Source organism: Egbenema bharatensis FJBBOT/2019, assembly GCF_048077055.1.
GTDB lineage: Bacteria > Cyanobacteriota > Cyanobacteriia > Elainellales > Elainellaceae > Egbenema > Egbenema bharatensis.
This window is the reverse complement of record NZ_CP182236.1, coordinates 6986959-7012011: the sequence shown is the minus strand read 5'-3', so window position 1 is coordinate 7012011 and position 25053 is coordinate 6986959. Positions and strand designations below refer to the sequence as shown.

Sequence of the window (25053 nt, the reverse complement as noted above, 5' to 3'; positions counted from 1 at the left end):
ACTCCCTTACCGCCAAAGTCGATTCTCTAAATCCCTCACTTGCCGCTCCAGGCGATCGATCCGTCCACGCAATTCATCCATTTCGTTTTGCCGGGCCACCCCCAGATCCTGAAGCATGTTGCGCAGTTGCCGCTTCATCTGACTATCCCAATTCCCCTGTTCAGACTTGAGTTGCTGCATCAAATCATTCGCAAAGTTAGCAGCTTGATCAGGATCCAGCTTGCCATCTTTCACCCATTCATCACTCACCTCACGCAGCTTATCCGTCACCAATGAGGTTGTTCCAATGCCAAGCATCAATAACTGCTGAAGAAGATTGTTATTGTCCATCGTGGTTTCCTTATCCTGGATTCCCTAAAATACGTGCAAAATGTATGCCAAGCAGCTAGCCAATCAGAGCAATCAAGTCCATGATTAAATTTGGCTAATTTTAGCCTACAGTCCTATTCTGGCAAATGATCACGTTATGACAATTGAATGGCTAAAATTCCGCGTCTCTCCCGACTCTAGAGAAAGATTTGTTCAGGTTGATGCAGAGCTTTGGACTCCGTTTTTATCTCAATATCCCGGTTTTATTAGTAAAGAAGTCTGGATCAGCCCAGATGACTTATCGGAAGTGGTTCAGGTGATTTACTGGGAAACGTTTGAGCAGTGGCAAGCCATTCCCGCGGAGGCACTCGATCGGGTTGAAACCCAGTTTGCTGAAGCGATGGGTGATGTCTATGAACTATTAGAATCAAAACGGTATCAGGTGAGGAAGCGGAATTAAATAGGCTAGGATCAGGGGGCATTGCGTCTGCCCCACCGCTTAAGATCAGATTGAAATAACCTGTGTAACGTTTACTTCGCTGACTGGGCGGGCAAGACTTCGGCTTGAGCTCAGTCGAAACGCTGCCCACCCCACAAGAATTTCAGGTTATTGAATTTGCATTCCTTATTACAGCTTGACTGAAAATCTGTTGAGTCTAAACCGTTTAGCCAATGCCGACTTGTCCTCGTTGTCATCAGTTTGTCAAAGCCCAGGCAGTGATATGCCCTACCTGCCAGTTGACGCTCAAGGCCCATGGTCATCCGGGAATGACCCTCCATCGATCGGCGGGAGAGGAGTATCTGTGTGATTCCTGCCTGTACCACGAAGACGACACCTGTAATTTCCCGCAGCGACCGTTTGCCAAAGAATGTACGCTGTACTATAACCAGGCGGAACAGGCAGAAAAAGCAAAGCAATACAAACCCAGTCCACAGTCCGCTTTGAGATTTTGGCTGCGACGGAATACGGGCTGGATTATCCTGGCTATGTTGATATTGGTGAGTCTGGCGATCGCGGTAGGGCGGTAGGAATAGGGCTAGAATTAATTTATTCGAGTAGCGGAAAAAAAAGTGGGTGGACTTTTAGGGTTTTTGATCACAAGTGCAGTCCTGGCGATCGTCGGAACCGCGATTCGGGGATTGATGCGGCCACTGACTCTAGGATTACTGGCCTTGGCTCTTTCCCTGTTTGCTTCAGCTCAACTGGGAGAAGGTTCCCCAAATATTATTGGTAACGATCCCCCTCCACAGGCGATCGAAGGATTGCAGGATGCTGCCGAAGACCTGGAACCCGTGATTGATCAAGCTTTTCCGCCAGAGCCAACGCCAACTCCTACCCCGACAGACGCAGAAATAACCGAAGAGCCTTCTCCATCCCCTCTGCAGATCGCTCCTTCCCCAACTCCCTCTCCCAGTCCCTCTCCCAGTCCAATTCAGGGATTTTGGTAATATCCCTTTGGCAGAGTGGGAGTCCTGAGCGATGATGGAAGAAGTGGGCATTAGGGAGGCTGGATCGTGCCGGAGTGGTTTTTGATCCTCATAGCAGTCATTGGCATTATTTTCATCGGGCTATTTTTCACAGCTCTGAGCTTAGTCAAAAACTTTGCCAGACTATTATTCCTGGGCATACTGGGGTTTTTGCTCCTGGTTTTAATGGGTCGGGGCTGTGCTGCCGCCTTAACGCGCACGGATCCGACGCTGCCACCCCCTGGTCGGCAAGAACCGTTTCCACCCAGAGCTACCGATCGAGAGTTCAATCTACCGGAATCCTTGAGAGATTTGGGGCGACGCATTGATAACTTTGTTTTTGGCACCGATGATCCAGTTGGGCAACAGCCTCCAGGGACGATCACGATTCCTGATCCACGCCCCAGACAGCCGATCGGACAGCGAGATGATTTAATTTATCAATTGCCAGATGGCTATCCTGATCCCATTACTGGACAGGCGACTCGCGCAGTTCAATCTCAGCCTGCTGATACGACTGGCGATCGACGGCCGATTTCAGGTTTGTGGTGATGACCGAATTGAAGATTTTGAGCGAAACGAGCAATACTGAAGATCCGGCAATTAATCCGGCAAACATTTGAATGGGACAAGTCAACGCCAGTGTTTCTGCGACGCGCTGCTGTTCAGTCATTAGATATTAAGTCATCGGATGTTGAGTCATTGGAATAGTGATAGGAATCTGAGTCTCCCGCATGAACCAAACTAGAGACATTGTAATCATCGGCGGCGGCGTGATGGGGTTGTCGATCGCCATTGAGTTGAAGCTGAGGGGAGCTTCTGTCACTGTCCTCAGTCGAGACACCCGCCAGGCAGCAGCCCATGCAGCGGCCGGAATGCTGGCTCCTACCGCTGAAAATATTTCCCCTAGCCCCATGCTGGAGCTTTGCATGAATAGCCTGGCTCTTTACCCAGATTGGGTGAGCAAAATAGAGAGCTTGAGCGGTACATCCGTCGGCTATTGGCCCTGCGGTATCCTGGCTCCCGTTTTAGAGGATCAATCCTCAGAAGACGACTCCTTACAACCGCCCATCACCCCTGGGGCACAGCCTCGCCCAGAATCTTCCCCTTCTCCCTCCTCCCTCCCCACTCCTCCCTCCTCCCTTCTGTGGCTCGATCGCCCCGCCCTTCACCATGCCCAACCCGGACTGAGTCCGGCGGTAATTGGGGGGTATTGGTATCCCGAAGAGGGGCAGGTAGATAGCCGCGCCCTAATGCAGGCATTGCAAGCGGCGGCGCAAAACCTGGGCATAGACATTGCTGAAGGGGTAGCAGTTCAGGCAATTCAACAACAGCAGGGACAAGTTACAGGAGTCAAAACCAGTGCTGGAGAGGTACAGGCAGGGCAATACATTCTGGCAACCGGAGCCTGGGGACAGGAACTATTGCCGATCGCCGTCTCTCCCCGCAAAGGACAGATGCTATCCATACAGGTTCCCCACACCGAGCAGGCAAGCTTACCCCTTCAGCGCATTCTCTACGGTGAGTCCGTTTACATCGTACCCAGACAGGATGGAAGAATCGTCATTGGGGCAACGGTCGAGGACGTTGGCTTTACTCCGGGCAACACTCCTGCTGGGCTGCAAACGCTGCTGAATGCGGCAATTCAGCTTTATCCTGCCCTAAAGGACTTTCCGATTCAGGAATGCTGGTGGGGGTTCCGTCCCGCTACCCCCGATGAACTGCCCATCCTGGGAGCCAGTCGGTGCTCAAACCTGACCCTGGCAACAGGCCACTATCGCAATGGCATCCTGCTTGCCCCTCTGACCGCCCGCCTGATTGCAGATCTCATCTGGAACCAGCAGACCGATCCACTCCTCCCCCACTTCTCCTGGGAGCGATTCCTGGCTCCCTCTCCCCCCCAGTCCCTCTCCCCGAACGGACAGTCCGCCCAGGGACAATCCCCCAACGCCCCATCTCCTAACGAACAGGCCCATTCACAATCCCCCTCCAATTCCTCTCAAATGATTCATCCCTCAACGACTAATTCCTCCCTTTCCTTCCCCACTCCCCACTCCCCACTCCCCACTCCCCCTTCACCCTCCGACGCTCCCCTGACCATCGCCGGACGCACCTTCCGATCGCGCCTGATGACGGGAACTGGAAAATACCGCAACTTTGATCAGATGCGCCAAAGTATCGCGGCGAGCGGTTGTGAAATTGTCACTGTTGCAGTACGACGGGTTCAGACGAATGCTCCGGGTCATGAAGGATTGGCAGAGGCATTGGATTGGAATACCATCTGGATGCTGCCCAACACCGCAGGCTGTAAAACTGCTGAAGAGGCGATCCGCGTGGCGCGATTGGGACGAGAAATGGCAAAGCTGCTGGGACAGGAGGATAACAACTTCGTCAAGCTGGAAGTCATTCCCGATGCCAAGTACCTCTTACCCGACCCGATCGGCACATTGGAAGCAGCAGAACAGCTAGTCAAAGAAGGATTTGCCGTATTACCCTACATCAATGCAGATCCCCTCCTGGCTCAACGGCTGGAAGAAGTGGGTTGCGCTACGGTCATGCCTTTGGGTTCCCCGATCGGCTCTGGGCAAGGCATCAAAAATGCAGCCAATATTCAAATTATTGTGGAGAATGCTAACGTCCCTGTTGTGGTCGATGCCGGGATCGGCTCTCCTAGCGAAGCAGCTCAAGCAATGGAAATGGGAGCAGACGCCCTACTGATCAATACGGCGATCGCCCAGGCTCAGGCTCCAGCGGCAATGGCACGAGCGATGGGATTAGCAACGGAAGCGGGACGGCTGGCCTATTTAGCGGGACGGATTCCAATTAAAACCTATGCCAGTGCCAGTTCTCCCTTGACGGGAACGATCGGGGGTTAATCCGGTTGGATTTTTGTTGGATTTTTGCACGAATCAGGGATCCGCAACAAACTGGCATCTGTAATAAGGGCGCACTGCTGTGCGCCCTTACCTTTAGCGCAGTTCCCGTGGAAGCAGCGAGGGTTCATCGAACAGTGCCGTTCCATCGACTGGAGTGACGATCGCAGAGGATAGCATGGGCGTACGCAGAATGGAGTTATTAGCCAGGGTGAACAGCGGGTTGGAGAGAATGCCAGCCAGAGAGGTTGTGACCAGACAAATAATCAGTCCAACTTGCAGCGGACGCATTCCCGGCAAATTCCATCTGACTTCTGGGTAATTCTTCACCGCATCGGACATTTCCTCTGGCTCTTTCACCACCATCATCTTGACGACGCGGATATAGTAATAAATCGAGATGACCGTCGTGATTAAGCCTAAAAGTACCAGAGTATAGGCTCCTGCCTGCCAGCCCGCCCAGAACAGATAAATTTTGGCGAAGAAGCCAGCCAAAGGTGGAATGCCTCCCAGGGAAAGCAGGCAAATGCTGAGGCAAAGGGTCAACAGGGGATCTTTTTGATACAGTCCGCTGTACTCGGTGATTTCATCTGTGCCCGTACGGAGCGTGAACAAAATGACACAGGCAAATCCACCCAGGTTCATAAATAGGTAAATCAGCAGGTAAAACACCATACTGGCATACCCGGCATCCGTCCCGACCACTAGCCCAATCATCACAAATCCTGCCTGGGCGATCGAGGAGTAAGCTAACATCCGTTTCATGCTGGTTTGAGCCAGGGCAACCACGTTCCCCAATATCATGCTCAGAATCGCCAGAGCCGTAAGGACAAATTGCCACTGTTCCGACACCATCGGGAAGGCACTGACCAGCAGGCGAACGGCAAGGGCAAACCCGGCAGCCTTTGACCCTACAGACAGAAACGCAACCACCGGAGTGGGTGATCCTTCGTAGACATCGGGAGTCCACTGGTGAAAGGGAACCGCTGCAATCTTAAAGGCAATTCCGGCAATCACAAACACGAGGGCTACAACCACCCCTAAAGACTGTTCGCCATTGTTGACGATAATGCTCTCTGTAATAGCACTGAGGCGTGTTTCCCCACCGGATAATCCGTAGACCAGCGAAACGCCATAGAGGAAGATGGCAGAACTGGCTGCCCCAATCAGCAGGTACTTCAGGGACGCTTCATTCGATCGCGGATCCCGCTTCATGTAACCCGTCAGCAGGTAAGAAGAAATACTGAGGGTTTCCAAAGACACAAAGATCATTACCAGTTCATTTGCCCCAGACAGAAACATTCCGCCCAGGGTTGCAGTCAGCAAAATCACAATGAATTCTGGCAGGGCCGTGCCGGATTGCTCGACATAGCGAGTTGAAATCAGCAGGGTGACTACGCAGGATAGGACGATGATCCCCCGGAACACAATGCTGAGGGCATCGCCGTTAAAGGCTCCCAGGAAAGAAATGGGATTATCGGTGGTCGTCCACTGGAAGTAGAGGGAAACGATCGCCGCCAGCAGCCCAGCGATCCCGACGTAGGGCGACCAACGGGAAGAAGAGGCTCGTCCGGTGATCAAATCACCCACCAGCACGGTGATGAGGGTCACCAAGACGATTCCCTCTGGCAGAATAACTCCAGTATTTAACTGGGCGGCAAGGTTGGCAAAGTCCATAGGATTTTGGCAAGTTGAATAGTATCAGCAGTCCTTGAGAATCGTAAACGATTCTTTATAGTGGATCATACCCCGTGAAACCACTTCATCTCAGCTAAATTGTCCGTTAAATTAGGATGACAATCTTAAAAGACAAATCTAGGCTTTGGCTGGTATGAACTATAAAGTAGGGATCTGGAGTATGGTCTAGAAAATGCATCGAACCGTCGGAACAGAAATTCCGAACTGCCCGGTACTGCCCCTTTTTACCAGGAACCACGGCTGATTATTGCGGATTATATTCGGATCATTGAGGACAGATGATGTAGCCATATTTGAGGGAGATATCAGCAAATCCTGTTCCAGTTTCAGCATCAATCTCGTCATCAAAGGTATGTTAAAGAATATGCCCTCTTTTGATTTACTTGTTGATCTCCATGCGATCGTCTACCCCAGTGCGCCTGGTTTCACCCCGAATTCCTCGGTGGAGGGTGCGCTGAAACGCCAAACCAATGATTGATATCCCCCTTCGATCGCTTCGTCATCCCTGGTTATCCCTGCTGAATTCCATCCATTTCCGCTTGCTGCTAGTTTTCTAAAGAGCATTTGATCCCATGTCAACTCTTGTCATCGTTGAATCCCCAACCAAAGCCCGAACCATCCGCAACTATTTGCCTCGTGGTTATCGTGTCGAGGCATCTATGGGGCACATCCGTGATTTGCCACAGTCTGCCAGTGAAATCCCTGCTTCCGTCAAGGGTGAAGACTGGGCCAGGATTGGGGTAAATGTGGGTGCGGACTTTGAGCCGCTATACGTGATTCCGCAGGACAAGAAGAAGGTGGTGAAAGCCTTGAAAGATGCCCTGGGCAATGCGGATGAGTTAGTGCTGGCCACAGACGAAGACCGGGAAGGAGAGAGCATTAGCTGGCATTTGCTTCAGGTGTTGAAGCCGAAAGTGCCCATTAAGCGCATGGTCTTTCATGAAATCACCGAAGATGCGATTCAATCCGCCCTCAATCAATGCCGCGATGTCGATGAGCAGCTTGTCCGCGCCCAGGAAACCCGACGGATTCTCGATCGCCTGGTGGGATATACCCTGTCGCCGTTACTCTGGAAAAAAATAGCCACAGGTCTATCGGCGGGACGGGTGCAGTCGGTTGCAGTGCGAGTGTTAGTCAACCGGGAGAAACAACGCCGCGCCTTCCGCAAAGGATCATACTGGGATCTGAAAGCGACTCTCAGTCAGGAAAAAACGCCCTTTGAAGCCAAGCTGGTTTCGCTACGAGGCACTCGAATTGCCACCGGGGCAGATTTTGATGAATCTACCGGACAGATTGCGGCGGGACGGGAAGTGCTACTCCTGGGTGAGGAGGAAGCTCGATCGCTCCAGGATCAGCTGCAGCAAGAAGTCTGGACGGTGGCCAGCATTGAGGAACGTCCCACCACGCGCAAACCCTCCGCTCCCTTCACCACCTCCACCCTGCAACAGGAAGCCAACCGGAAGCTGCGGCTTTCAGCCCGTGACACAATGCGGGTGGCTCAAAGTCTGTACGAACAAGGGTATATCACCTACATGCGTACTGACTCGGTGCATTTGTCCCAGCAGGCGATCGCCGCTGCCCGGAGCTGTGTCGAGCAGATGTATGGCTCAAACTATCTCAGCCCTAAACCTCGCCAATACGCCACCAAGAGCAAAGGGGCCCAGGAAGCCCACGAAGCTATTCGCCCCGCTGGCAGCACATTCCGCACGCCCCAGGAAACCGGGTTAGAAGGACGAGAACTCCGGTTGTATGACCTGATCTGGAAACGGACGGTTGCCACTCAGATGGCTGAAGCTCGCCAGACCAACATCACGGTGCAGCTAGAGGCGGGTGAAGCAGGCTTCCGGGCTTCCGGGAAGCGAATCGATTTTCCAGGCTTCTTCCGCGCCTATGTGGAAGGTTCCGATGATCCCGATGCAGCGATCGAAGATCAGGAAGTGATTCTGCCCCGGCTTCAGCAAGGGGATCATCCCGAATGTCAAGACTTGGAGGCGATCGGTCATGAAACCCAACCCCCAGCCCGGTTTACGGAAGCTTCCCTGGTCAAAACCCTGGAAAGTGAAGGCATTGGTCGGCCCAGTACCTACGCCAGCATTATCGGGACGATCATCGATCGCGGTTACGTTCAGATGGTGAACAACAGTCTGGTGCCCACCTTCACGGCGTTTGCAGTGACGGGCCTTCTAGAAAATTACTTCCCCGATCTGGTGGATACCCAGTTCACCGCTCGTATGGAACGCACCCTGGATGAAATTTCTACAGGCGAGGCAGCCTGGTTGCCCTACCTGCATCAGTTCTACCTGGGTGAAACGGGGCTGGAAACCCAGGTCAAACAGCAGGAAAGTCAGATTGATCCCAACCAGGCGCGATCGATTTTGCTGGAGGATCTGGATGTGAAAGTCCGGGTGGGTCCCTACGGAGCCTACATTGAAGCGGAGGATGAATCGGGCCCCGTTCGGGCAAACATTCCCCAGGATATGCCCCCTGCGGATCTAGATGCGGAACAGGTGCAGATCCTGCTACGCCAGAAGACCGAAGGCCCCGAAAAACTGGGGCTGCATCCTGACACAGGAGAGCCAATTTATGTCCTGATCGGCCCCTACGGCCTACGTGCAGTTGGGTGACAAAACAGACGAGAATCCCAAACCCAAGCGGGCTTCTTTGCCGAAGGGAGTCACGATTCAGAATGTCACGATGGATCTGGCGACAGGTCTCCTTTCCCTACCCCGAACCCTGGGGGTTCACCCCGAAACGGGAGCCAAGATTCAGGCAAACCTGGGACGCTTTGGCCCCTACGTCATGCACGCCAAAGGGGCAGAGGGCAAACCAGAGTATCGATCGCTCAAGAAAGAAGATGATGTGCTGACGGTGACGCTAGAACGGGCCCTGCAACTGCTTTCTGAACCGAAATCCGGTCGAGGACGCAGTAAGGCGGCGGCAAAACCCCTGCGGGAGTTGGGTGCCCATCCAGAGGACAACGAACCTGTCAATGTCTATGACGGCCCCATGCCCCTACATCAAACACGGCAAGATCAATGCTTCCCTGCCTGAAGGGCAAACCGTGGAGTCTGTGACGATGGACATTGCAGTTCAGGCCCTGACGGAAAAAGCCAATACCAAGAAGAAAGGGCGATCGAGCAAGTCCTCCAGCAGCTCCTCCAGCAGTTCCACCAAGTCGTCTGGCAAGTCGTCCAGCAAATCGTCCAGCAAATCTTCGGGCAAAGCCGCCAGCAAATCCACTACCAGCAGCAGCAAAACCACCAAGAAAGCAAGTACTACGAAGAAAACCACTAAAACGGCAGCCAAGTCTCGCAAAACAGCCAAAACGAGTACGGACAGCCAGTCTACGAAGGGGGAATAACGAGGAAGATCGTCATACCCCGACGATGGGGTATGCGGAGCACACAGGGATCTGCAACAAAATGGCATCCCAATTTTTGAAGAAATCTGCTGTGAGGGCGTACTGCTGTGCGCCCCTACTAGGTACGTTATTTTGCCGTATATCCATAACGTACCTGGCAGGAGTATATTGCCGTACGCCCTGACTTCCATTTCTCTAACTTTGTGTCCTAGCTTCTAACGCAATGGCCCCAGATCTGTGGCACTCTGGAGCTAGGGTTAAACTTTATGTCTTAAGCAAGTGTATATTCAGGTTGAATTTTACATTTGGTTGAGAGCAGGGTCTTCCTGATGCCTGAATGTTCCCTGAAGAACGGAGTCTATCCTCTTTGGGAATCAGCCTCAGGACTCAGTCCTTCAACCCATTCCGTCGCACGACACAATCTGTAGGGTATGCAAACTCTTCCAAATCCTGTTACAGTCAGCAACGATTCTTCTCCGATTTGCCTGGCAACCGATGGCAAAATTCGTCGTCGTAAAACCCGTCCCGTGCCAGTCGGGAGCATTTTCATTGGTGGTGGACACCCGATCGCCGTTCAGTCGATGATCAACGAAGATACGCTGGACATTGACGCTTCAGTGGCAGCGATTCAGCGGCTGCATGAAATTGGCTGCGAAATTGTTCGTGTCACCGTACCCAGCATGGCCCATGCCAAGGCCATGGAGGAAATTCGCCATCGGGTGTTTACCACGTATCAGCCCGTTCCCCTGGTAGCCGATGTGCACCACAACGGGATGAAAATTGCCCTGGAAGCCGCCAAGCACGTAGATAATGTGCGGATTAATCCTGGACTTTACGTCTTTGAGAAGCCCAAGGCGAACCGGACTGAATATACTCAGGCGGAATTTGATGAAATTGGCGATCGGATTCGAGAAACCCTGGAACCGCTGGTCGTTTCTCTGCGGGATCAGGGCAAATCGATGCGGATTGGCGTGAACCACGGTTCCCTGGCGGAACGGATGCTGTTCACCTATGGCGACACTCCGGAAGGCATGGTGGAATCGGCATTGGAGTTCATCCGCCTGTGTGAATCGATGGACTTTTACAACATTGAAATTTCCCTAAAAGCCTCTAACGTCCCGGTGATGATTTCGGCGAATCGCTTGATGGTGCAGCGTATGGATGAATTGGGGATGGATTACCCCTTGCATCTTGGCGTGACGGAGGCTGGCGACGGGGAGTATGGTCGCATCAAGTCCACCGCTGGAATTGGCACCCTTCTGGCTGAGGGAATTGGTGATACGATCCGCGTTTCCCTCACGGAAGCTCCAGAGAAAGAAATCCCGGTTTGCTACGGCATCTTGCAAGCCCTGGGTTTACGACGCACAATGGTAGAGTATGTCGCCTGTCCCTCCTGCGGCCGCACCCTGTTTAATTTGGAAGAGGTGCTGCATAAAGTCCGGGAAGCGACAAAACATTTAGCGGGGCTGAACATTGCGGTTATGGGTTGCATCGTCAATGGCCCCGGTGAAATGGCGGATGCAGACTACGGCTATGTCGGCAAGCAGGCTGGCTTTATCGCGCTTTACCGGGGGCGGGAAGAAATCAAAAAAGTCCCTGAAGATCAAGGTGTTGAGGAGTTGATTAATTTGATCAAGGCAGATGACCGGTGGGTTGATCCTTAAATTTCTCTGAAGTTGGTTCAATTCCTGATCATCCTCACTGCGAGTGCTCCCCAATGGGTGCGTGAATTCACGGTGATCCTGTTCATCGGAATCATCACTAAAAATCTAAATAGGTTACATCGAATTTAACGACTGTTTCCTGTAGCCTGTGTTAGATTGGGCGTACTTGCCTTACAGTTGTCCTTCCACTTCAGTTCAAGGGTATGAGCATGACAAAACGTGGACTCGTTCTCGGTGCAACAGCGGTCGCAGTTACTGCCGTTGCTGTTACAGGTGTTGGCTTGCACTCGTCTCAAGGGCAAGCCTTTTTTCAAGAGAGTCCAAAGGAACTCATTGACGAAGTTTGGCAGTTAATCGATCGCAACTTCGTAGACGGCACGTTCAACCAAACGGACTGGAGGGCTGTACGGCAGCAATATCTAGGTCGAGCCTACACGAACCGTGAGCAGGCCTATGATGCGATCCGCGAGATGCTGGAACTGCTGAATGATCCTTATACTCGCTTTATGGATCCCCAAGAGTTCCGCAATATGCAGATTGATACCTCTGGGGAATTGACGGGGGTTGGAATTCAACTGGCTCAGGATGAAGAAACAGAAGAACTGATTGTTGTCGCGCCGATCGAAGATACGCCTGCCTTTGATGCTGGAATTATGGCAAGGGATGTCATCGTCAGCATTGACGGACAGAGCACTGAGGGCATGGATACCAACGCGGCTGTGAACCTGATTCGTGGGCCCGTTGGCACAGAGGTAACCCTGAGAATTCGTCGGGGCGATGAGGAAATGGAATTCCCGCTTCAGCGTGCCCTGATTGAAATTCACCCAGTCCGCTATTCCGTGCAGCAGGAAAACGGTGAGCAGGTGGGCTACATTCGTCTGAATCAATTTAGTGCCAATGCTTCGGAAGAAATGCGCCAGGCGATTCTGGATCTAGAGTCTCAGGGGGTATCTGGTTACGTCCTGGATTTGAGAATCAACCCCGGCGGATTGCTCTACGCCAGCATTGATATTGCTCGGATGTGGCTGGATGAAGGGGTGATTGTTTCCACCGTTAACCGTCAGGAGATTTCAGAGCAGGAACAAGCCAATGGAACAGCTTTGACCAATAAGCCTCTGGTGGTTCTGATAGATGGTGGTTCTGCGAGTGCCAGCGAAATTTTATCGGGTGCGCTTCAGGATAACGATCGCGCCGTGCTGGTGGGAACTCGTACCTTTGGCAAGGGCCTGGTGCAATCGGTGCGGGGTCTGGGTGATGGCTCTGGGCTGGCGGTGACGGTGGCAAAATATTTGACTCCCAGTGGTCGAGACATCAACCAGGCAGGGATTGATCCTGACATTGTCGTGGAACTGACGGATGAGCAACGTCAGGAATTGTTTGGAGTCAGCAACAAGATCGGTACGGAAGATGATCTGCAATTCCAGACTGCCCTGCAACAGCTTGACCAACTGATTGCTCAGCAGCGATCGGGGACGAGAGCCGCACAGTAGCAGCTAGAAGCAGCAAGATGTAGAAGCGATAAAGCTTGTTTAAAGGGGCGGGCAAGATGCCCACCCCACAAGATTTTGAGTCTGTATTCCTACACAGGTTGGCATTTTCCAGCCCGGATTAATCCCACTCGCCGAGCGATCGCTTCGGATTGGGAGTCATAGGGGCCCCACTGTTCGGATGAATCGATCGTCTCTGTATTTGAGGTGGATGGGTCTGGGTTGGCTAATTCCGAATCACCTGGAACAATGTCACAGTGACCATCCGATCGCTTGATGATGTACCAGGAAGCTGGATTTGTTTCTGGGCTGGTCATAGGGTCATAGGATCTACAACAGGTTTTTTAACAGATCTTTTTCAAGATTGGGATGTCATTTTAGTGCAGATCCCTGAATTGGGCAATTAATTCATCCCGCGATTGTTGTAGCAGCAGCGGCATAAATTCAGCGGCAGACAACTGAAGTAATGGTTCAATAATCGCCCTCAATTCCTCATCTACTTCTCCAAATCGAGCTTGCAGGAGATTTTCAAGCATCTCCCTCTGAGCTTCCTGTCGACCCTCCTGTCGACCTTCTTGCCGACCTTCTTGCCGACCTTCTTGCCGACCTTCTTGCCGACCTTCTTGCCGACCTTCCTGTAAGGCTTCCTGGTAAACTCTGGTTTGTTTCAAATCGCTCAGTCCTAACATCGCTTCCACCTCCTCGCGACTCAGATGAGTGAACTTATACACAATATTGGAACAAGCGATAGAAAATGCTGTCTGTTTTCACTCGATCGTCTATCGTCTACTCATCATGCTGCTTCATGTCCAGATCTAACATTTTTCCGGCACCAGTTAGTCATTTTTGAGCAATGGCGACTGATCGTAGTGAGCCAGTAAGTCAGCCGGATCGTCGTAAATAGCGATCGCACCGGACAACTGCTCATCACTAAACCCACCACAGCGTACCGCAATCACCTCTACCCCTGCTTTCCCAGCAGACTCAATATCGTAGGGTGTATCCCCCAGCATCACAACGCGATCGGGTTGGAACTTGCCTTGATCAAGGGCTGCCTGGACAATATCGGGGGCTGGTTTCGAGGATTCCGCATCGCTGGAGGTGGTTGCTTCTTCTAGTAAATCCTCTACCTGAGCCGCCTTGAGTAATGTTTCCAGTTCCTCTTTAGAAGCAGAACTGGCGACCACAAGATGCAATCCTGCTTCCTGCATTTTTAATACCAATTCCCGCCCACCTTTTGCAGGAGCCATCTGAGCTGCATATTGGTTCAACACCAGTTCCTTCCGCCGTTCATCGATCGCCTGACCATCCCCTGATTCTTTTGTTAGCCCCGGAACCAGTTTGGTGATGATCTTGTCACCCCCCATGCCAATCATGGGTCGAACCTGCTCAAATTCAATCTCGTATCCATAGGCAGCAAATGCTTCCACCCAGGTTTGGGCATGGGCATCGTTGCTGAGAACCAGCGTGCCATCGATATCCAGCAGTACACCTTGCAAGGTCATAATTCAAATCTCCCCATTCCCCTGAATGCGATCGTTAGACTCTATCTCTGCCTTCCATAGAATCAGAGCCTTACGATAAATACGTCTTTCCAGGGGAAGAGTAGGGTTCGGTAATCAGGTTCTACGCATTACAGCCAACCCCGCAGCCAGTAAAACCCAATGCCAATATATTCTTTCAGGGCACGGGTGAAGCGGTGCAGGCTGCCGGAATCTGGTAGCAAAGCTAAAATCGTATCCTGGGACGTTTGGGTAGATTGTAAATCTGCTTCAGCAACCAGAAAGTCTGTAGGGGCGGGAATCGCATCAATCCCCTGTTTCCTGAAAATCGCGATCGAGCGGGGCATGTGCATGGCAGAAGTAACGAGCAAAACGCGATCGATGCCTCGGTCTTGCAAAATTTGTTTGACGTTCACTGCATTCTCATGGGTGTTGAGCGAAGTTGGGTCTTGCAAAATTGCCGCTGAGGGTACGCCAAGGGCTTCTGCAATCTCTGCCATATCTGCGGACTCAGAGGCTCCCTGATTCTCCTGCCAATCAATCCGTCCTCCGCTCATGATGACGATCGGAGCTTTTCCCTGAAGGTATAGCTGCGCGCCATGAATTACCCGATCGCCTTCCTCAGTCAGGTCTACCCAGGGACGAGGGGGTTCCTGAGGGCGGGTGGCTCCACCCAAAATTACGATCGCATCCGCATTGGGCAAATCACTGGCAGGAAGATATTGCCACTCCAGAGACTTGACCAGGTGATTGGAGAGCCAGGTATTCCCCGGTAGCAGGATCGCCAGTAACGCCAGCAGCACAAAGATGGCAGACAGACGGGGCCGTTTCCACAGGGTCAGGAGTGCGCCAATCAGCATCAGGCTGGCAAAACCCAGAGGGTAGAGGAAAAGTGGGATGAGTTTGGAGAGGAAGAGCATGGGAAGGCTGAGGGCTGAAGATGGAGAAGCAGCGCGTTGGGGCATCGAGAGTAGCAGCAGGGAAAGGGTAAAAGTAAAAAATTACCGCTCCCCGATCGCCTACCGATCGCCTAAATACACTCTTCACCCTACAGCCAAACTCCGGGAAATCGGGGTGCTGTATGAAAATTGAAACGCAGATTGAAACACAATCCTCAGTTCACCCATCCCTGCTGAATCTTCACCTTGCGACTCTGCATCGCCCGCTCAAACAAATCGGTGGACAAAGCTTGCTCCACGGCCCATACCCCTGGCTTAGTTAACTGACCCTCCAAAATCAGTTCTGCCAGACTGCCAGTCCCGTAACCGACTGCCGTTGACGTATGTTCATGGACGAAAGCAGAGGTATAGTGCGCTGCCTCTCCCGCCTTTTGCCCACTCACATCAGCCCGCATCGCCACACCAATGCCGCTGACTCGATCGCTCAAGTTGGTCATCCCATAACTGATGTTTGACAATACTTCAACGAAAGCCGGATTTTGCACCAGCTTTTTCGGGAACCAATTTGCCACCAGCGAGGTGAGATGGTTGTACAAATCAGGTGCAGAACCAAACTTTACTACCACTGACTGGGCGGGAAAAGCGTCCACCAGGGTAAAGGCTTCTGGCATATCAAACCAGTATACGCCTACCCGCCCAAAGGGAGCCGGAAACTCGATCGCCTCTCGTCCAGTGTAGGGACTGACGGTTTTCCACTGACCATTCACCCAGACATCAAATGGATTTTGTAAGCCTAAAAAGGTCGTTCGGAGTACCGTTACGCCTGCGCCCCCCGATCCGGCCACCACGTAGCTGAGGTGAATTTTCTCCACTGTATCGAGCTGCTCGACGGCCTGGCGCACCATGCTGTTGGAAATACCAGGAAAAACGCCGGAATTAACGATCGCGGTCACCCCAGCCGCTTGAGCCTCCTCTCCCAGTGCCAACGCCATCTGGGTAAATCGTCGATCGTCACTGACATCAACATAATTTACCCCTTGTTCAATGCACTTCTTTAAAACCTGACCTTCTCGATAGCGGAACGGCCCGGCACAGTGAATCACCAGATCTGTAGAGGAAATTGCCTGGGTTAGCTGACTATCATCGCTGATTCGGAGAGGCACAAATTTAACCGTATCGCCCAGTTGGGCTTTCCAGGACTGCTTGGGATCGCTGGTCCGTCCGGTGATGGTGATTTCAGCTTGCGTATGTTGCAATAAATCTTCGGCAATACTGCTGCCGATCCGTCCTCGACCTCCTATGATTAAAACTCGTTTTGTCATAATCCTTGTTTATTTCACAGCAATATGTTTAGCCCCTACCCGAATGCAGGAAACTTGTGTTTTCAAAGCACCATTTCGCTTTCGGGCAGGAACTCGAACAGGAACTTAGAAAGGGGGTAAGATAGACCCAACCGTTGAACCGACGGTCGATCGGATACCTTTAAGAGCCTGAGAGAGAGGCTGTTGCGCTCGAATAAAGACACGTGCGCAGTTGCGTCCTGGCATTCCCGAAATCGATCCACCGGGATGGGTTCCAGCACCCGTTAAATACAGTCCTTCAATCGGGGTTTCATAGTTAGCCAATTCGGGCATTGGCCGGAAGAATACCATTTGTTCCAGGCTCATATCAATGTGGTAGTGGTTGCCCTTCAATGCACCCAGCCGATCGCTTAATTCTGGAGGACTTTCTACCCGTCGCGCAATAATGGACTGTTTGACATTCGGCGCATAGTCCGCCAGTTTATCAATCAGGCGATCGGCCACTTTGTTTTTCAATTCATTCGTCCAACCCGTGCCTCGCTGCCCGGTTCCCTCCAAGCCTTCAATTTTGTAAGGCGCGAAAAACTCAATCCATAGCGTATGTTTCCCTGCCGGAGCCATCGACGGATCTAGCACCGTGGGAACCACTACATACATAGACGGATCGGAATCCGGAATTTTGCCAATGGTCGTGTCGTGGTGATTGATCTCTACTTGCTTCACAGAATCGGCAATTAGAACGGAACCAATCAGATAATCATCCCGATGTTGATGATGCTCAAATCGGGGAGCCTCTGATAGGGCACAATCGACCTTCAGAATTGATTCGTTATTGTTGACAGTACGTCGCTCTAACCGTTCTTTTAATTCTGGATCAGCCTGCTGTAATTCGCTTTGATCCATCAGTTGCAAAAACAGTCGTTGAGCATCGATGTTGGAGATTACGCCTCGTGTGGCCCGATATTCAGTGCCATCCGCCACGCGCACGCCCACCGCACGACCATCATCAATCAGGATCTTTTCCACGGAGCGATCGGTCAGCACCGTTCCCCCTAAAGCCTTGACTAAGTTCAGCAATGCCTGAGTCAGGGCCCCGGTTCCGCCTCGCGGTCTGGCCATTCCGGGGTGGTGCCGCATCGCCATCATGATCGCGCCGATCGACAGGTTTTTCTGGCTTGGTGGCATTCCCAGTTCAGAAGCCAGACGGGATAGGGGAGCTTTGAGAAATTCCGAGTCAAAATATTCGTTAAGATTATCTTCCGCACTGCTCAATAAAGTTCGCACCAAATCGAGCGTCTTATTGGATAGCCCAACGACGGAAAACAAATCTTTTAACTTCGCCAGATCGTAGTTGCCTAAAATATCCAGCACTGACTTCGGGGGCGCATTAAAAACGGGAACAATGCCCTGGAGTAAACGCTGCCAGTAGTCAATAAATTCAGCATACTTCTGCGCGTCCCGCGAATTGTACCGAGCAATCTCTGCACAGGTTTTCTCTACGGATTTGTGTGCGAAGAAGTACTTGCCATCGGGATGGGGACAGAATGTAATCGGATCACAGTAAAGATACTCTAATCCATACTTCTCTAACTCCAGTTCCTCCACAACTGGGCCCAGATGGATGAACTCATGATCGATCGCACACAGATTAAACTTAAACCCTGGTGCTTCCTCTGGTAAGCTTTCTTCCGTTGTGGCTGCCCCACCGGGAACCGATCGTTTTTCTAGCAGCAATACGCTATGGCCTGCTTTTAGAAGATAAGCAGCACAGACCAGCCCATTATGTCCTGCGCCAATGATTACAACATCATAAGTTTGCATTGCTGAATATCCTTGATTAATCCTTGCTTAATTCCTGCTCAAATTCATTGGTACGCATTACTGCTTAACAAACGTCCACTCTAATACCCGAATCGGGGCATCCTTAAGTGCTTCCGTTAAGGCTTCATTATTGTCGTACTTGAGTTCTGAAAGGTGAGCCGCTTCCACATTGACTGTGAACTCATGATCTTGAAAACACCAGGGTTCCACCGTCAACCGACCATCATCCAATTGACGCACATCATAACGCTGCCCATCAATGCCGCTTGTAATCTCCACAGCCCTTCCCGCCATAGGGATTTGACGCTGGGCCAGAATTAATGAGAGGCGATCGCACCACCGCATAAATTGATATGCTCGCTCAACTTGCTCCGGTTTAATCTTGAGCTGCTTTTGCCACCGTTCTTGCAGCTTCTCTTGCTCATTCAAAAAAGTATCCCATTCTTTTGATGAACCCTTGCGGCTCTGGTGCAAAAAGCAAATATGCTTTGAGGTGAGCAATGTGACCCATCTGCTGCGATACCATGCACTGGCAATCAGCTCCCTCAACTTGTCGATCGAGGCTTCAGAGTCAAGCATGAAGTCCAAGGGTGCTCCAGCGTCTGTAATTCGATCCCCTTCCCATTCCCGCTCTAAATCATCGTGGTGGGAAATGGCGGCGATGGTTTCGTACAGCCGTTCAGGGGCATTTGCCCTGCACCATTGTCCAGCGATTTGCGCTGCTAATAGGGCATGGGCGCGATGATAAATGACTTCCCAGCCATCATCCAGTAGATTAACGATCATAAATTTGGTAGTCTTTTATTCCGATTGATAGTTTGGTCAAGGCCGTTCGTTTGGCCCGTAACCAATTACTGCAACTTTATGGCGGTAAACCAGTTCCGCTCCGAACCAACCCGTAATTCCCAACGCGGCGGCAACAATCAGAGACAGAATCAATCCAACCGGGACGACGGCTCCCGTGACATTCCCCCAACGCAGTCCAAAGTTAATCAGCGAAAGACCCAGTGCCACTACATTACCGACCATATGGATCCATCCAGCACTATGCTGCCGGACGCGGGTAATCTTCAGGAAATCCAGCATTCCGGTGATTGCCGCAATTACACCCGTTAAAATCCCTGCACCAATCAACCAGATTGAAACTCTAGCCCAAAATGCATCCTGGGTAAACCAATAAGCCAGATCGGTGGCCAGTACAGCCGTCAAAAAGGCGATCGGAAAAGTGACTAGCAATGGATGGAGGGGATGTCCAGCAACGGCTACAGTACTGGGTACACCAGTATCGCGGTATTCACGATCGTCACTCTCAATGATTGGTGGAATGTTGGGAGTCTGTGTCATTTCGCCTCTTGCCTTTGGGAATAAAATGTGGTTTTACATTTGCGTTTTCAATCCTCCCATCCCGTAAAGGACAGGAGGATCTGGATCAGCCAACCTTAACGATTAGCTGGAGGAGCTAGCCATTTCTTTCTGTAGGCGATCTTTCGCTGCCTTAAATTCAGTTGCTAACTGCTCACTTTGTTCACTGGAGCAATTATTCCGAATCGCGGTGAACATGGTGCTTTCTTCCTGGCGAACGTGATCCATGACCACATCCTGCAGTCGCTTCACTGCATCCTTGAATTCCTGTGAAGTGGGACTGGTAGCTTTAATTTGATCCAGCATTGTCTTCATTTGAGCCTGCTCATCATAAAGCTCTTGCACATCACTATCGCCATAGAAAGGCCGCACAGCGGGATAAACCACTTGCTCTTCCGCAATCGCATGCACGGTCAAGTCTTTGTACAACTGACCGAAGTATTCCTGAATCTTGTTGGCATCCTTCGCACTCGCAATTTCGCCAAACAGGACATTAACCTTTTGGTGATCCATACGAATCACATCTTGCAGGTTCATGTCTGACTTGTCGGAAGCTTGAGTTACAACACTACCCGCAACGCCAGACAAAGCGGCAACGGCATCTTGAACCCGGCCCACAGACCTTGATCGGCTTCTTGTCCAGTCAGTTCCCGCACACCCAGAACTTCTAGAACCCCTTTGAGCTGTTCCTGATGGGCCCGGTTTTCAAAGTTGACGGTGTTAATTGGGCCGATCGCTGCATCCACATCTGCCCCGACTTTTTGAGCCGCTTTGTGCAGCAATAAGCCTGTCATTACTTGCTGATGCTTAAGGGCTTCGTGCTGAAACACCTTTTCAAACACAGAAAGCTGGGAAGCAGACATCATTTCTTCCGCTTTCTTAAGCATTTGGTTAACCGTTTCAGAAGGCTCCGATCGCACCCCATACTGCACAATTGCAGTGTCTAAAACGCCCAGATTTTTTTGATCATCTTCTAAAATACTCTGGAATCGTTCGCGGATTTTTTCATCAGAAATAGACGAAATCAGCTTCTTTTCGTTATTAATCAGAAAATCCTGAACGGCTCTCATTTCTGCCAGTTTTCTAGCAATAGAAGCTCGTTTTGTATCATCAAGCGTCGATACCATGTGTGTTCTCCTTATCTATTCGTACATACGGATATGCACATACCTAGGAGTCTCACACTATCCCACTGGTTGCATCATCAATCTTACGGTTGAACCTAAACTTTGTTTAACAATAGAAAGTATTGTACGATTCATTTTACTGGCACCTTACCAGCACAACTGAGTCTCTATCCTTTTCTGTTGGACTCAGATTTTTCCTTCACTCAAGGATTCAGATTTCTTGTTTACCTCTCTATACGGTCGTTTCCTGGAATCTGGATTCAATTTTGCGTGACGATACCGATCGAGCGTCCGATAGGAATAGCTCTAGGGATAGAAATGACTCAAGAACTCTAGCCGATCAATCAGGAACATAAAACCGATTCAGCAATCTTTCTATTTCAATCCAAATTCAGGGTACAGATGGAAAAAACGATCGCTGATCATCGCTCATTTCGCTCTAATTCTATACTGCAAGGCTTCCGGTCAGGGTTTCTGAAAAGGGTGTAGATGCGTCTAAGAACTCATTCAGATCAAAGTTGCCAATCAAATCTCCAAAGGGTGTCGTGAGGTTACTAGTCAAGATTCCATTTGCGATACTCACCGTACCCGAAACCTCTGAGAGGGAGCTAGCAAAATTGTTCAGGAAGCTGACGACATTTAGGGAACCAGCAAAGTCACCATAGGCGGTCGTGAGAGCGGTTGTTAACTGTCCTTCTGCCAGGTCGAGAGTCCCCGAAGCATTTTCCAGAATCGGCAGAATCAGGCTGCTGGCAGCAGGCGCAGCTTCAAAGGAGCTTTCAACGACTCCGATCGGCGTATTGGTGGCAACGGTAGCCTGGCCGTCAGCCAGGGTAATGGTTCCTGACAGGTCACTGAGCGGTAAGGATACAACCAGCCCAGGCAGAACTGAGGTTAGATCAGCAGTAATGAAGCCATTGGAGAGATCCAGGAGTGCGCCAAAGGAAGCCGGAATCGGTAAAAAGGCCAGCCCCAGATCAATCCCCGTACCATCAACCGTGATAGGGATTTGAGCGTTATCACCCAGATCGATCGTGGCATTGAGGGTGCCGAAGGGAGTTGTGAGATCTGAAACCAGAGCACCCTGGCCGAAATCGATCGTGCCACTGACATCGCCAAACGGAGTGGACAGATCAACGAGAAACGCGCCATCGGCAAAGGGTATTGTGCCAGAGATTTGGGGCAGGTAGGCCGTCAGCGCATCATTAACGAGCTGAGTCACCTGGAAGGTTCCGCCAAACAGCAATTCATCGGCTTCGGAAACCTCACCAACCAGCGTTCCCCCTTCCAGCGTAAATGAACCCGTGAGCGGTTCGACTGACGTAGCCAAATCCGTCACTAGCTCAACTAGATTAAACGTTCCAATCAACTCTCCCAAGGGAGAAGTGACATTACTGGTCAGGATGCCATTTTCAAAACTTAACGTTCCACTGGCTTCCCGAATCGACAGGGCTACATCCTCTAAGAATGCGTTCGCATCCGCCTGAGTGAGCTGTAGTGGAGTCAGAGCAGCTTGCAGGGGGCCTGGTAACACGCTGGTCGCTGCCAAATCCACAGCAGGCTCAATTGCGTTGATCGACATGGTATTCACTCCTGATTGTTAGGACAGGTGCAAGGCAAAAAATTGCCCCCTATACCCTAAGGAAGATTTCTTAAATTTGCAATCTATCCATGTGCTTAATTGATCCGATCGCCAATCCAGTACATTAGTGGGCCAAAAATAACGAAGGCAGCAGCGACGCAACGCGAATATTAGCGACTTGCAGTAGATTCAGCCCTAAACCCAAAATAATGAGTCCACCCACCCCTGTTACTAACAATACCGGTTGAGCCGTTGCCGGATCAGGAATCGCTTGAGCCAGATTTCCCGCCGCCAGGGAGAGTCCCCCCTGATAAAGCAAAATTGCCAGGGCTGAAAAACCGACCCCCATCCCGTAGCTACTGGTTAAGACGATCGAAGCAATGCCATCCATCACCGCTTTCAGAACCAGCAGAGTGTTATCCCCGGTTAAGCCATTATTCAAGCTGCCAATTAAAGCCAGTGGCCCTACACAAAACAGCAAACTCGCTGCAACAAAGCCCTCTGTGAAATTTCCCTTACCCTGAAACCGCTGTTTCAGCCAATCGCCGATCGCCGCCAGCATTTCCTCCAACCGGGCCCACTCGCCCAGCAAGCCCCCCAGAACGATCGCCAGCAAACCCAAAATCACCCCATCGATCTGCCCAGCCTGTACTTCTGTGAGGCTGCTAGCCATCGTTATCCCAATAAACAGGGTAATCAGTCCAATCCCCTGCGTGATAATCTGCTGCATCCGCACGGGTAGCCGGCCTCGCATCAACAATCCCAATCCTGTTCCAATTAACACGGTGGCAATATTAATCCAGGTGCCGCTGGTTTTTGTCCAAAATTCGAGCATGGGAAGAATTGAGCAAGGACTAGATAGATAGCATACGCGATCGGTTGAGGGCTGACGGGGTTGACGAGTATCTGCTTCAACCCAGGTTATATCTCAATCGTAGCTGCAATAATCAAAGCAATCGCAGCATAAAGGATCAGCATCTCATGTTTGCTATCATTTCACCCGATCGCCTTGAACTTCCTCTACCCGCTATCACTGCTGAATGCTTGCGAATTGCCTATGAACAAAACACCAGTGCGGCGATTCGATACCTGCGAGCCAGCCTCTAGCCCCAAACCCAAACCTCGATCGCGCAAACCATTGAAAATGGAGCGGATTCTGCCTGCTTGCACTGGAGGCGTAACCTATACTAGAAGCACTTCCCTGGAGAGGTGTTGATCATGACTAAGATTTTAGAAGCGACTTACAGCAATGGTACTCTCATCCTCAGCGAGGCGATCGATCCAGCCCTGGAGGGAAAGAAGCTGAAAGTGATGATCCTTGAAACCAATGAGCTGAATGGCGAAGAACTGTCTCCCCAAGCTAGAAGACAGCGATTTTTGGATGCAGCAGCAAAACACTCTTTTGACCTACCGCCTGACTACAAGTTCGATCGAAACGAAATTTATGAGCGATAAGGTTTTCTTTGATACCAATATTTGGATTTATTTTTATAGCAAGATGCCTGTAGAAAAATTTCAAAAGATCCAAGAACTACTGGTAGATCCTGAACGCCTGGTTGAAGTGAGCACCCAGGTGTTAGGTGAGTTGTTTCACGTTTTAACTCGCAAAAAAATCACTTCGACTTCGGAGGCAAACACGATTATTCTTGAATTAGTAAATGCCTCTCAAATCCTTGAGATCGATACCCCAAAAGTGTTTCAAGCAATAGAAATTCACTCGCGCTATGGCTACACCTATTGGGACAGCTTGATTATTGCCACGGCCCTATCCAGTGACTGCACGACCCTCTACTCTGAGGATATGCAGCACAATCAACTGCTTGAAAACAAACTCCGCATTATTAACCCATTCATTTGAACAGCTACAGCACCCACCCAGTTAGGAGCGTGAATTAAATAACCTGTAAATTGTTCTACTTCGTTGACTGAGCGGGCAAGACTTCGGCTTGAGCTCAGTCGAAACGCTGCCCACCCCACAAGAATTTCAGTTTATTGAATTCGCATTCCTTAGTATTTCAGTAATCTACGATCGCACTGTCTCTGTGTGGGTGATGTGCCAGACTCAAGACTGAGGGCAGTAATCCATCTGGCACGGGATGATCAGGCTTGATTGCGTAACTCTCGGACAATTTCCTGGGCTAGATTTTGACTCCACACTTGTTCAAAGGGGCAGGAAACCCGATCGCCTTCTCGCTGCAACCAGCCGATGGCTTCTTCCAGTTGAGCAACGGAATAACTGTCGTTGATCAGCATTTTGGTGAGCAGGTTTTCAATCACCAGGGCTTGAGCATCGTTTAAGACCAGCATGGATTGCTCCTCAACTATGGGTGATATGGGTCGTTGGACTGGTGTTCTGCTTTGCTGAGGATGACCAGTGCTTTGTCGATGTCTCGGACTTTGATGGCGCGTAGGGCAGTCAGGATCGATCGAATGAGGGCGACCTCATCGGGGGAAAGGGTAATCATAGTCAATAAGCTCATAGGGATATAACCCAGATTCCGTGGGGTCTGGGCGTTTTTGATGTGATCTCACTATAGCTTAATTCGGCAATTCGTACAATGCAGAAATGCCAAAAATAAAGAATAATCCTCAAACCTCGC

General features: G+C 50.9%; 24 protein-coding genes and 2 pseudogenes. 11 read left to right on the top strand and 15 right to left on the bottom strand.

Annotated elements, in window-relative coordinates; translation table 11 throughout:
* Window positions 1-6 precede the first annotated feature (6 nt).
* Complete coding sequence (locus tag ACM1PF_RS32650) at window positions 7-330, bottom strand: phasin family protein (protein WP_416670598.1); 324 nt, start codon at window positions 328-330, stop codon at window positions 7-9.
* 136 nt (window positions 331-466) lie between these two features.
* Between ACM1PF_RS32650 and ACM1PF_RS32645 the strand changes: the two genes are divergently transcribed.
* The 5 genes from ACM1PF_RS32645 (at window position 467) to thiO (ending at window position 4652) form a co-directional block, all read left to right on the top strand.
* Complete coding sequence (locus ACM1PF_RS32645) at window positions 467-769, top strand: TIGR03792 family protein (RefSeq protein ID WP_416670597.1); 303 nt, start codon at window positions 467-469, stop codon at window positions 767-769.
* 212 nt (window positions 770-981) lie between these two features.
* The gene (locus ACM1PF_RS32640; protein ID WP_416670596.1) at window positions 982-1338 is read left to right on the top strand and encodes a zinc ribbon domain-containing protein; all 357 of its coding nucleotides are present in this window, start codon (window positions 982-984) and stop codon (window positions 1336-1338) included.
* Window positions 1339-1380: 42 nt separating this feature from the next.
* A complete protein-coding gene (locus tag ACM1PF_RS32635; RefSeq protein ID WP_416670595.1) occupies window positions 1381-1758 on the top strand; it encodes a hypothetical protein in 378 nt (125 codons plus the stop codon).
* 66 nt (window positions 1759-1824) lie between these two features.
* A complete protein-coding gene (locus ACM1PF_RS32630; RefSeq protein ID WP_416670594.1) occupies window positions 1825-2328 on the top strand; it encodes a hypothetical protein in 504 nt (167 codons plus the stop codon).
* A 182-nt stretch (window positions 2329-2510) separates the two neighbouring features.
* Entirely contained in the window at window positions 2511-4652 is a 2142-nt protein-coding gene (gene thiO / locus ACM1PF_RS32625) for a glycine oxidase ThiO (RefSeq protein WP_416670593.1), read from the top strand.
* A 93-nt stretch (window positions 4653-4745) separates the two neighbouring features.
* Here the strand turns inward: thiO and ACM1PF_RS32620 are convergent, their stop codons facing one another.
* Entirely contained in the window at window positions 4746-6326 is a 1581-nt protein-coding gene (locus tag ACM1PF_RS32620) for an NAD(P)H-quinone oxidoreductase subunit N (RefSeq protein WP_416670592.1), read from the bottom strand.
* Window positions 6327-6919: 593 nt separating this feature from the next.
* On the opposite strand from ACM1PF_RS32620, the pseudogene topA reads away from it, so the two are divergent.
* The 3 genes and pseudogenes from topA to ctpC all read left to right on the top strand — a co-directional run bounded on the left by topA (window position 6920) and on the right by ctpC (window position 12862).
* Window positions 6920-9708 (top strand): annotated as a pseudogene (topA, locus tag ACM1PF_RS32615) (type I DNA topoisomerase).
* A gap of 431 nt (window positions 9709-10139) precedes the next feature.
* Window positions 10140-11372 carry a (E)-4-hydroxy-3-methylbut-2-enyl-diphosphate synthase gene (gene ispG, locus ACM1PF_RS32610; RefSeq protein WP_416670591.1) on the top strand — a complete coding sequence of 411 codons (1233 nt, stop codon included), beginning with the start codon at window positions 10140-10142 and terminating at the stop codon, window positions 11370-11372.
* Window positions 11373-11575: 203 nt separating this feature from the next.
* Complete coding sequence (gene ctpC / locus ACM1PF_RS32605) at window positions 11576-12862, top strand: carboxyl-terminal processing protease CtpC (RefSeq protein WP_416670589.1); 1287 nt, start codon at window positions 11576-11578, stop codon at window positions 12860-12862.
* Window positions 12863-12951: 89 nt separating this feature from the next.
* On the opposite strand, the gene ACM1PF_RS32600 is transcribed toward ctpC, so the two are convergent.
* The 11 genes and pseudogenes from ACM1PF_RS32600 to ACM1PF_RS32550 all read right to left on the bottom strand — a co-directional run bounded on the left by ACM1PF_RS32600 (window position 12952) and on the right by ACM1PF_RS32550 (window position 23288).
* Window positions 12952-13176: a DDE transposase family protein gene (locus ACM1PF_RS32600; RefSeq protein ID WP_416670588.1), complete on the bottom strand. Its 225-nt coding sequence runs from the start codon at window positions 13174-13176 to the stop codon at window positions 12952-12954.
* Window positions 13177-13236: 60 nt separating this feature from the next.
* A complete protein-coding gene (locus ACM1PF_RS32595) occupies window positions 13237-13548 on the bottom strand; it encodes a hypothetical protein (RefSeq protein ID WP_416670587.1) in 312 nt (103 codons plus the stop codon).
* A 147-nt stretch (window positions 13549-13695) separates the two neighbouring features.
* The gene (locus ACM1PF_RS32590; protein ID WP_416670586.1) at window positions 13696-14364 is read right to left on the bottom strand and encodes an HAD family hydrolase; all 669 of its coding nucleotides are present in this window, start codon (window positions 14362-14364) and stop codon (window positions 13696-13698) included.
* A 128-nt stretch (window positions 14365-14492) separates the two neighbouring features.
* Window positions 14493-15326, bottom strand: coding sequence for a YdcF family protein (locus tag ACM1PF_RS32585; RefSeq protein ID WP_416670585.1), 834 nt, complete (start codon window positions 15324-15326; stop codon window positions 14493-14495).
* A gap of 149 nt (window positions 15327-15475) precedes the next feature.
* Entirely contained in the window at window positions 15476-16582 is a 1107-nt protein-coding gene (locus ACM1PF_RS32580) for a saccharopine dehydrogenase family protein (protein ID WP_416670583.1), read from the bottom strand.
* Window positions 16583-16687: 105 nt separating this feature from the next.
* A complete protein-coding gene (crtO, locus tag ACM1PF_RS32575) occupies window positions 16688-18382 on the bottom strand; it encodes a beta-carotene ketolase CrtO (protein ID WP_416670581.1) in 1695 nt (564 codons plus the stop codon).
* A 57-nt stretch (window positions 18383-18439) separates the two neighbouring features.
* On the bottom strand, window positions 18440-19168 hold the full coding sequence (locus ACM1PF_RS32570; RefSeq protein ID WP_416670580.1) for a DUF3891 family protein: 729 nt from the start codon (window positions 19166-19168) through the stop codon (window positions 18440-18442).
* Between the two features lie 36 nt (window positions 19169-19204).
* Window positions 19205-19726 carry a DUF2231 domain-containing protein gene (locus tag ACM1PF_RS32565; RefSeq protein ID WP_416670579.1) on the bottom strand — a complete coding sequence of 174 codons (522 nt, stop codon included), beginning with the start codon at window positions 19724-19726 and terminating at the stop codon, window positions 19205-19207.
* Between the two features lie 102 nt (window positions 19727-19828).
* Window positions 19829-20871: pseudogene (locus ACM1PF_RS32560) on the bottom strand (hemerythrin domain-containing protein).
* A 445-nt stretch (window positions 20872-21316) separates the two neighbouring features.
* Window positions 21317-22453 (bottom strand): hypothetical protein, encoded by a 1137-nt coding sequence (locus ACM1PF_RS32555; protein ID WP_416670578.1) that lies wholly within the window; start codon window positions 22451-22453, stop codon window positions 21317-21319.
* Between the two features lie 124 nt (window positions 22454-22577).
* A complete protein-coding gene (locus ACM1PF_RS32550) occupies window positions 22578-23288 on the bottom strand; it encodes a DUF554 domain-containing protein (protein ID WP_416670577.1) in 711 nt (236 codons plus the stop codon).
* 146 nt (window positions 23289-23434) lie between these two features.
* Here ACM1PF_RS32550 and ACM1PF_RS32545 point away from each other — a divergent pair, with 146 nt between their 5' ends.
* From ACM1PF_RS32545 to ACM1PF_RS32535, 3 genes are all read left to right on the top strand, one after another.
* Window positions 23435-23560: a hypothetical protein gene (locus tag ACM1PF_RS32545; RefSeq protein WP_416670576.1), complete on the top strand. Its 126-nt coding sequence runs from the start codon at window positions 23435-23437 to the stop codon at window positions 23558-23560.
* 111 nt (window positions 23561-23671) lie between these two features.
* The gene (locus ACM1PF_RS32540) at window positions 23672-23908 is read left to right on the top strand and encodes a hypothetical protein (protein ID WP_416670575.1); all 237 of its coding nucleotides are present in this window, start codon (window positions 23672-23674) and stop codon (window positions 23906-23908) included.
* Window positions 23898-24311: a PIN domain-containing protein gene (locus tag ACM1PF_RS32535; protein ID WP_416670574.1), complete on the top strand. Its 414-nt coding sequence runs from the start codon at window positions 23898-23900 to the stop codon at window positions 24309-24311. The genes ACM1PF_RS32540 and ACM1PF_RS32535 overlap by 11 nt, the downstream gene beginning before the upstream one ends.
* A 242-nt stretch (window positions 24312-24553) precedes the next feature.
* Here the strand turns inward: ACM1PF_RS32535 and ACM1PF_RS32530 are convergent, their stop codons facing one another.
* Both ACM1PF_RS32530 and ACM1PF_RS32525 read right to left on the bottom strand, forming a co-directional pair.
* Entirely contained in the window at window positions 24554-24760 is a 207-nt protein-coding gene (locus tag ACM1PF_RS32530) for a hypothetical protein (RefSeq protein WP_416670573.1), read from the bottom strand.
* 14 nt (window positions 24761-24774) lie between these two features.
* Window positions 24775-24933 carry a hypothetical protein gene (locus ACM1PF_RS32525; protein WP_416670572.1) on the bottom strand — a complete coding sequence of 53 codons (159 nt, stop codon included), beginning with the start codon at window positions 24931-24933 and terminating at the stop codon, window positions 24775-24777.
* Window positions 24934-25053: the final 120 nt, after the last annotated feature.

Bases quoted from the DNA above. Each gene is read 5' to 3' on its own strand.
- ACM1PF_RS32570 (WP_416670580.1), bottom strand. From the start codon at position 19,168: ATGATCGTTAATCTACTGGATGATGGCTGGGAAGTCATTTATCATCGC.
- ispG (WP_416670591.1), top strand. From the start codon at position 10,140: ATGCAAACTCTTCCAAATCCTGTTACAGTCAGCAACGATTCTTCTCCG.
- ACM1PF_RS32540 (WP_416670575.1), top strand. From the start codon at position 23,672: ATGACTAAGATTTTAGAAGCGACTTACAGCAATGGTACTCTCATCCTC.
- ACM1PF_RS32565 (WP_416670579.1), bottom strand. From the start codon at position 19,726: ATGACACAGACTCCCAACATTCCACCAATCATTGAGAGTGACGATCGT.
- ACM1PF_RS32550 (WP_416670577.1), bottom strand. From the start codon at position 23,288: ATGCTCGAATTTTGGACAAAAACCAGCGGCACCTGGATTAATATTGCC.
- ctpC (WP_416670589.1), top strand. From the start codon at position 11,576: ATGAGCATGACAAAACGTGGACTCGTTCTCGGTGCAACAGCGGTCGCA.
- ACM1PF_RS32525 (WP_416670572.1), bottom strand. From the start codon at position 24,933: ATGAGCTTATTGACTATGATTACCCTTTCCCCCGATGAGGTCGCCCTC.
- ACM1PF_RS32600 (WP_416670588.1), bottom strand. From the start codon at position 13,176: ATGACCAGCCCAGAAACAAATCCAGCTTCCTGGTACATCATCAAGCGA.
- ACM1PF_RS32585 (WP_416670585.1), bottom strand. From the start codon at position 15,326: ATGCCCCAACGCGCTGCTTCTCCATCTTCAGCCCTCAGCCTTCCCATG.
- ACM1PF_RS32620 (WP_416670592.1), bottom strand. From the start codon at position 6,326: ATGGACTTTGCCAACCTTGCCGCCCAGTTAAATACTGGAGTTATTCTG.
- ACM1PF_RS32640 (WP_416670596.1), top strand. From the start codon at position 982: ATGCCGACTTGTCCTCGTTGTCATCAGTTTGTCAAAGCCCAGGCAGTG.
- ACM1PF_RS32545 (WP_416670576.1), top strand. From the start codon at position 23,435: ATGTTTGCTATCATTTCACCCGATCGCCTTGAACTTCCTCTACCCGCT.
- thiO (WP_416670593.1), top strand. From the start codon at position 2,511: ATGAACCAAACTAGAGACATTGTAATCATCGGCGGCGGCGTGATGGGG.
- ACM1PF_RS32530 (WP_416670573.1), bottom strand. From the start codon at position 24,760: ATGCTGGTCTTAAACGATGCTCAAGCCCTGGTGATTGAAAACCTGCTC.
- ACM1PF_RS32595 (WP_416670587.1), bottom strand. From the start codon at position 13,548: ATGTTAGGACTGAGCGATTTGAAACAAACCAGAGTTTACCAGGAAGCC.
- ACM1PF_RS32645 (WP_416670597.1), top strand. From the start codon at position 467: ATGACAATTGAATGGCTAAAATTCCGCGTCTCTCCCGACTCTAGAGAA.
- ACM1PF_RS32580 (WP_416670583.1), bottom strand. From the start codon at position 16,582: ATGACAAAACGAGTTTTAATCATAGGAGGTCGAGGACGGATCGGCAGC.
- crtO (WP_416670581.1), bottom strand. From the start codon at position 18,382: ATGCAAACTTATGATGTTGTAATCATTGGCGCAGGACATAATGGGCTG.
- ACM1PF_RS32650 (WP_416670598.1), bottom strand. From the start codon at position 330: ATGGACAATAACAATCTTCTTCAGCAGTTATTGATGCTTGGCATTGGA.
- ACM1PF_RS32590 (WP_416670586.1), bottom strand. From the start codon at position 14,364: ATGACCTTGCAAGGTGTACTGCTGGATATCGATGGCACGCTGGTTCTC.
- ACM1PF_RS32555 (WP_416670578.1), bottom strand. From the start codon at position 22,453: ATGTCGATCAACGCAATTGAGCCTGCTGTGGATTTGGCAGCGACCAGC.
- ACM1PF_RS32535 (WP_416670574.1), top strand. From the start codon at position 23,898: ATGAGCGATAAGGTTTTCTTTGATACCAATATTTGGATTTATTTTTAT.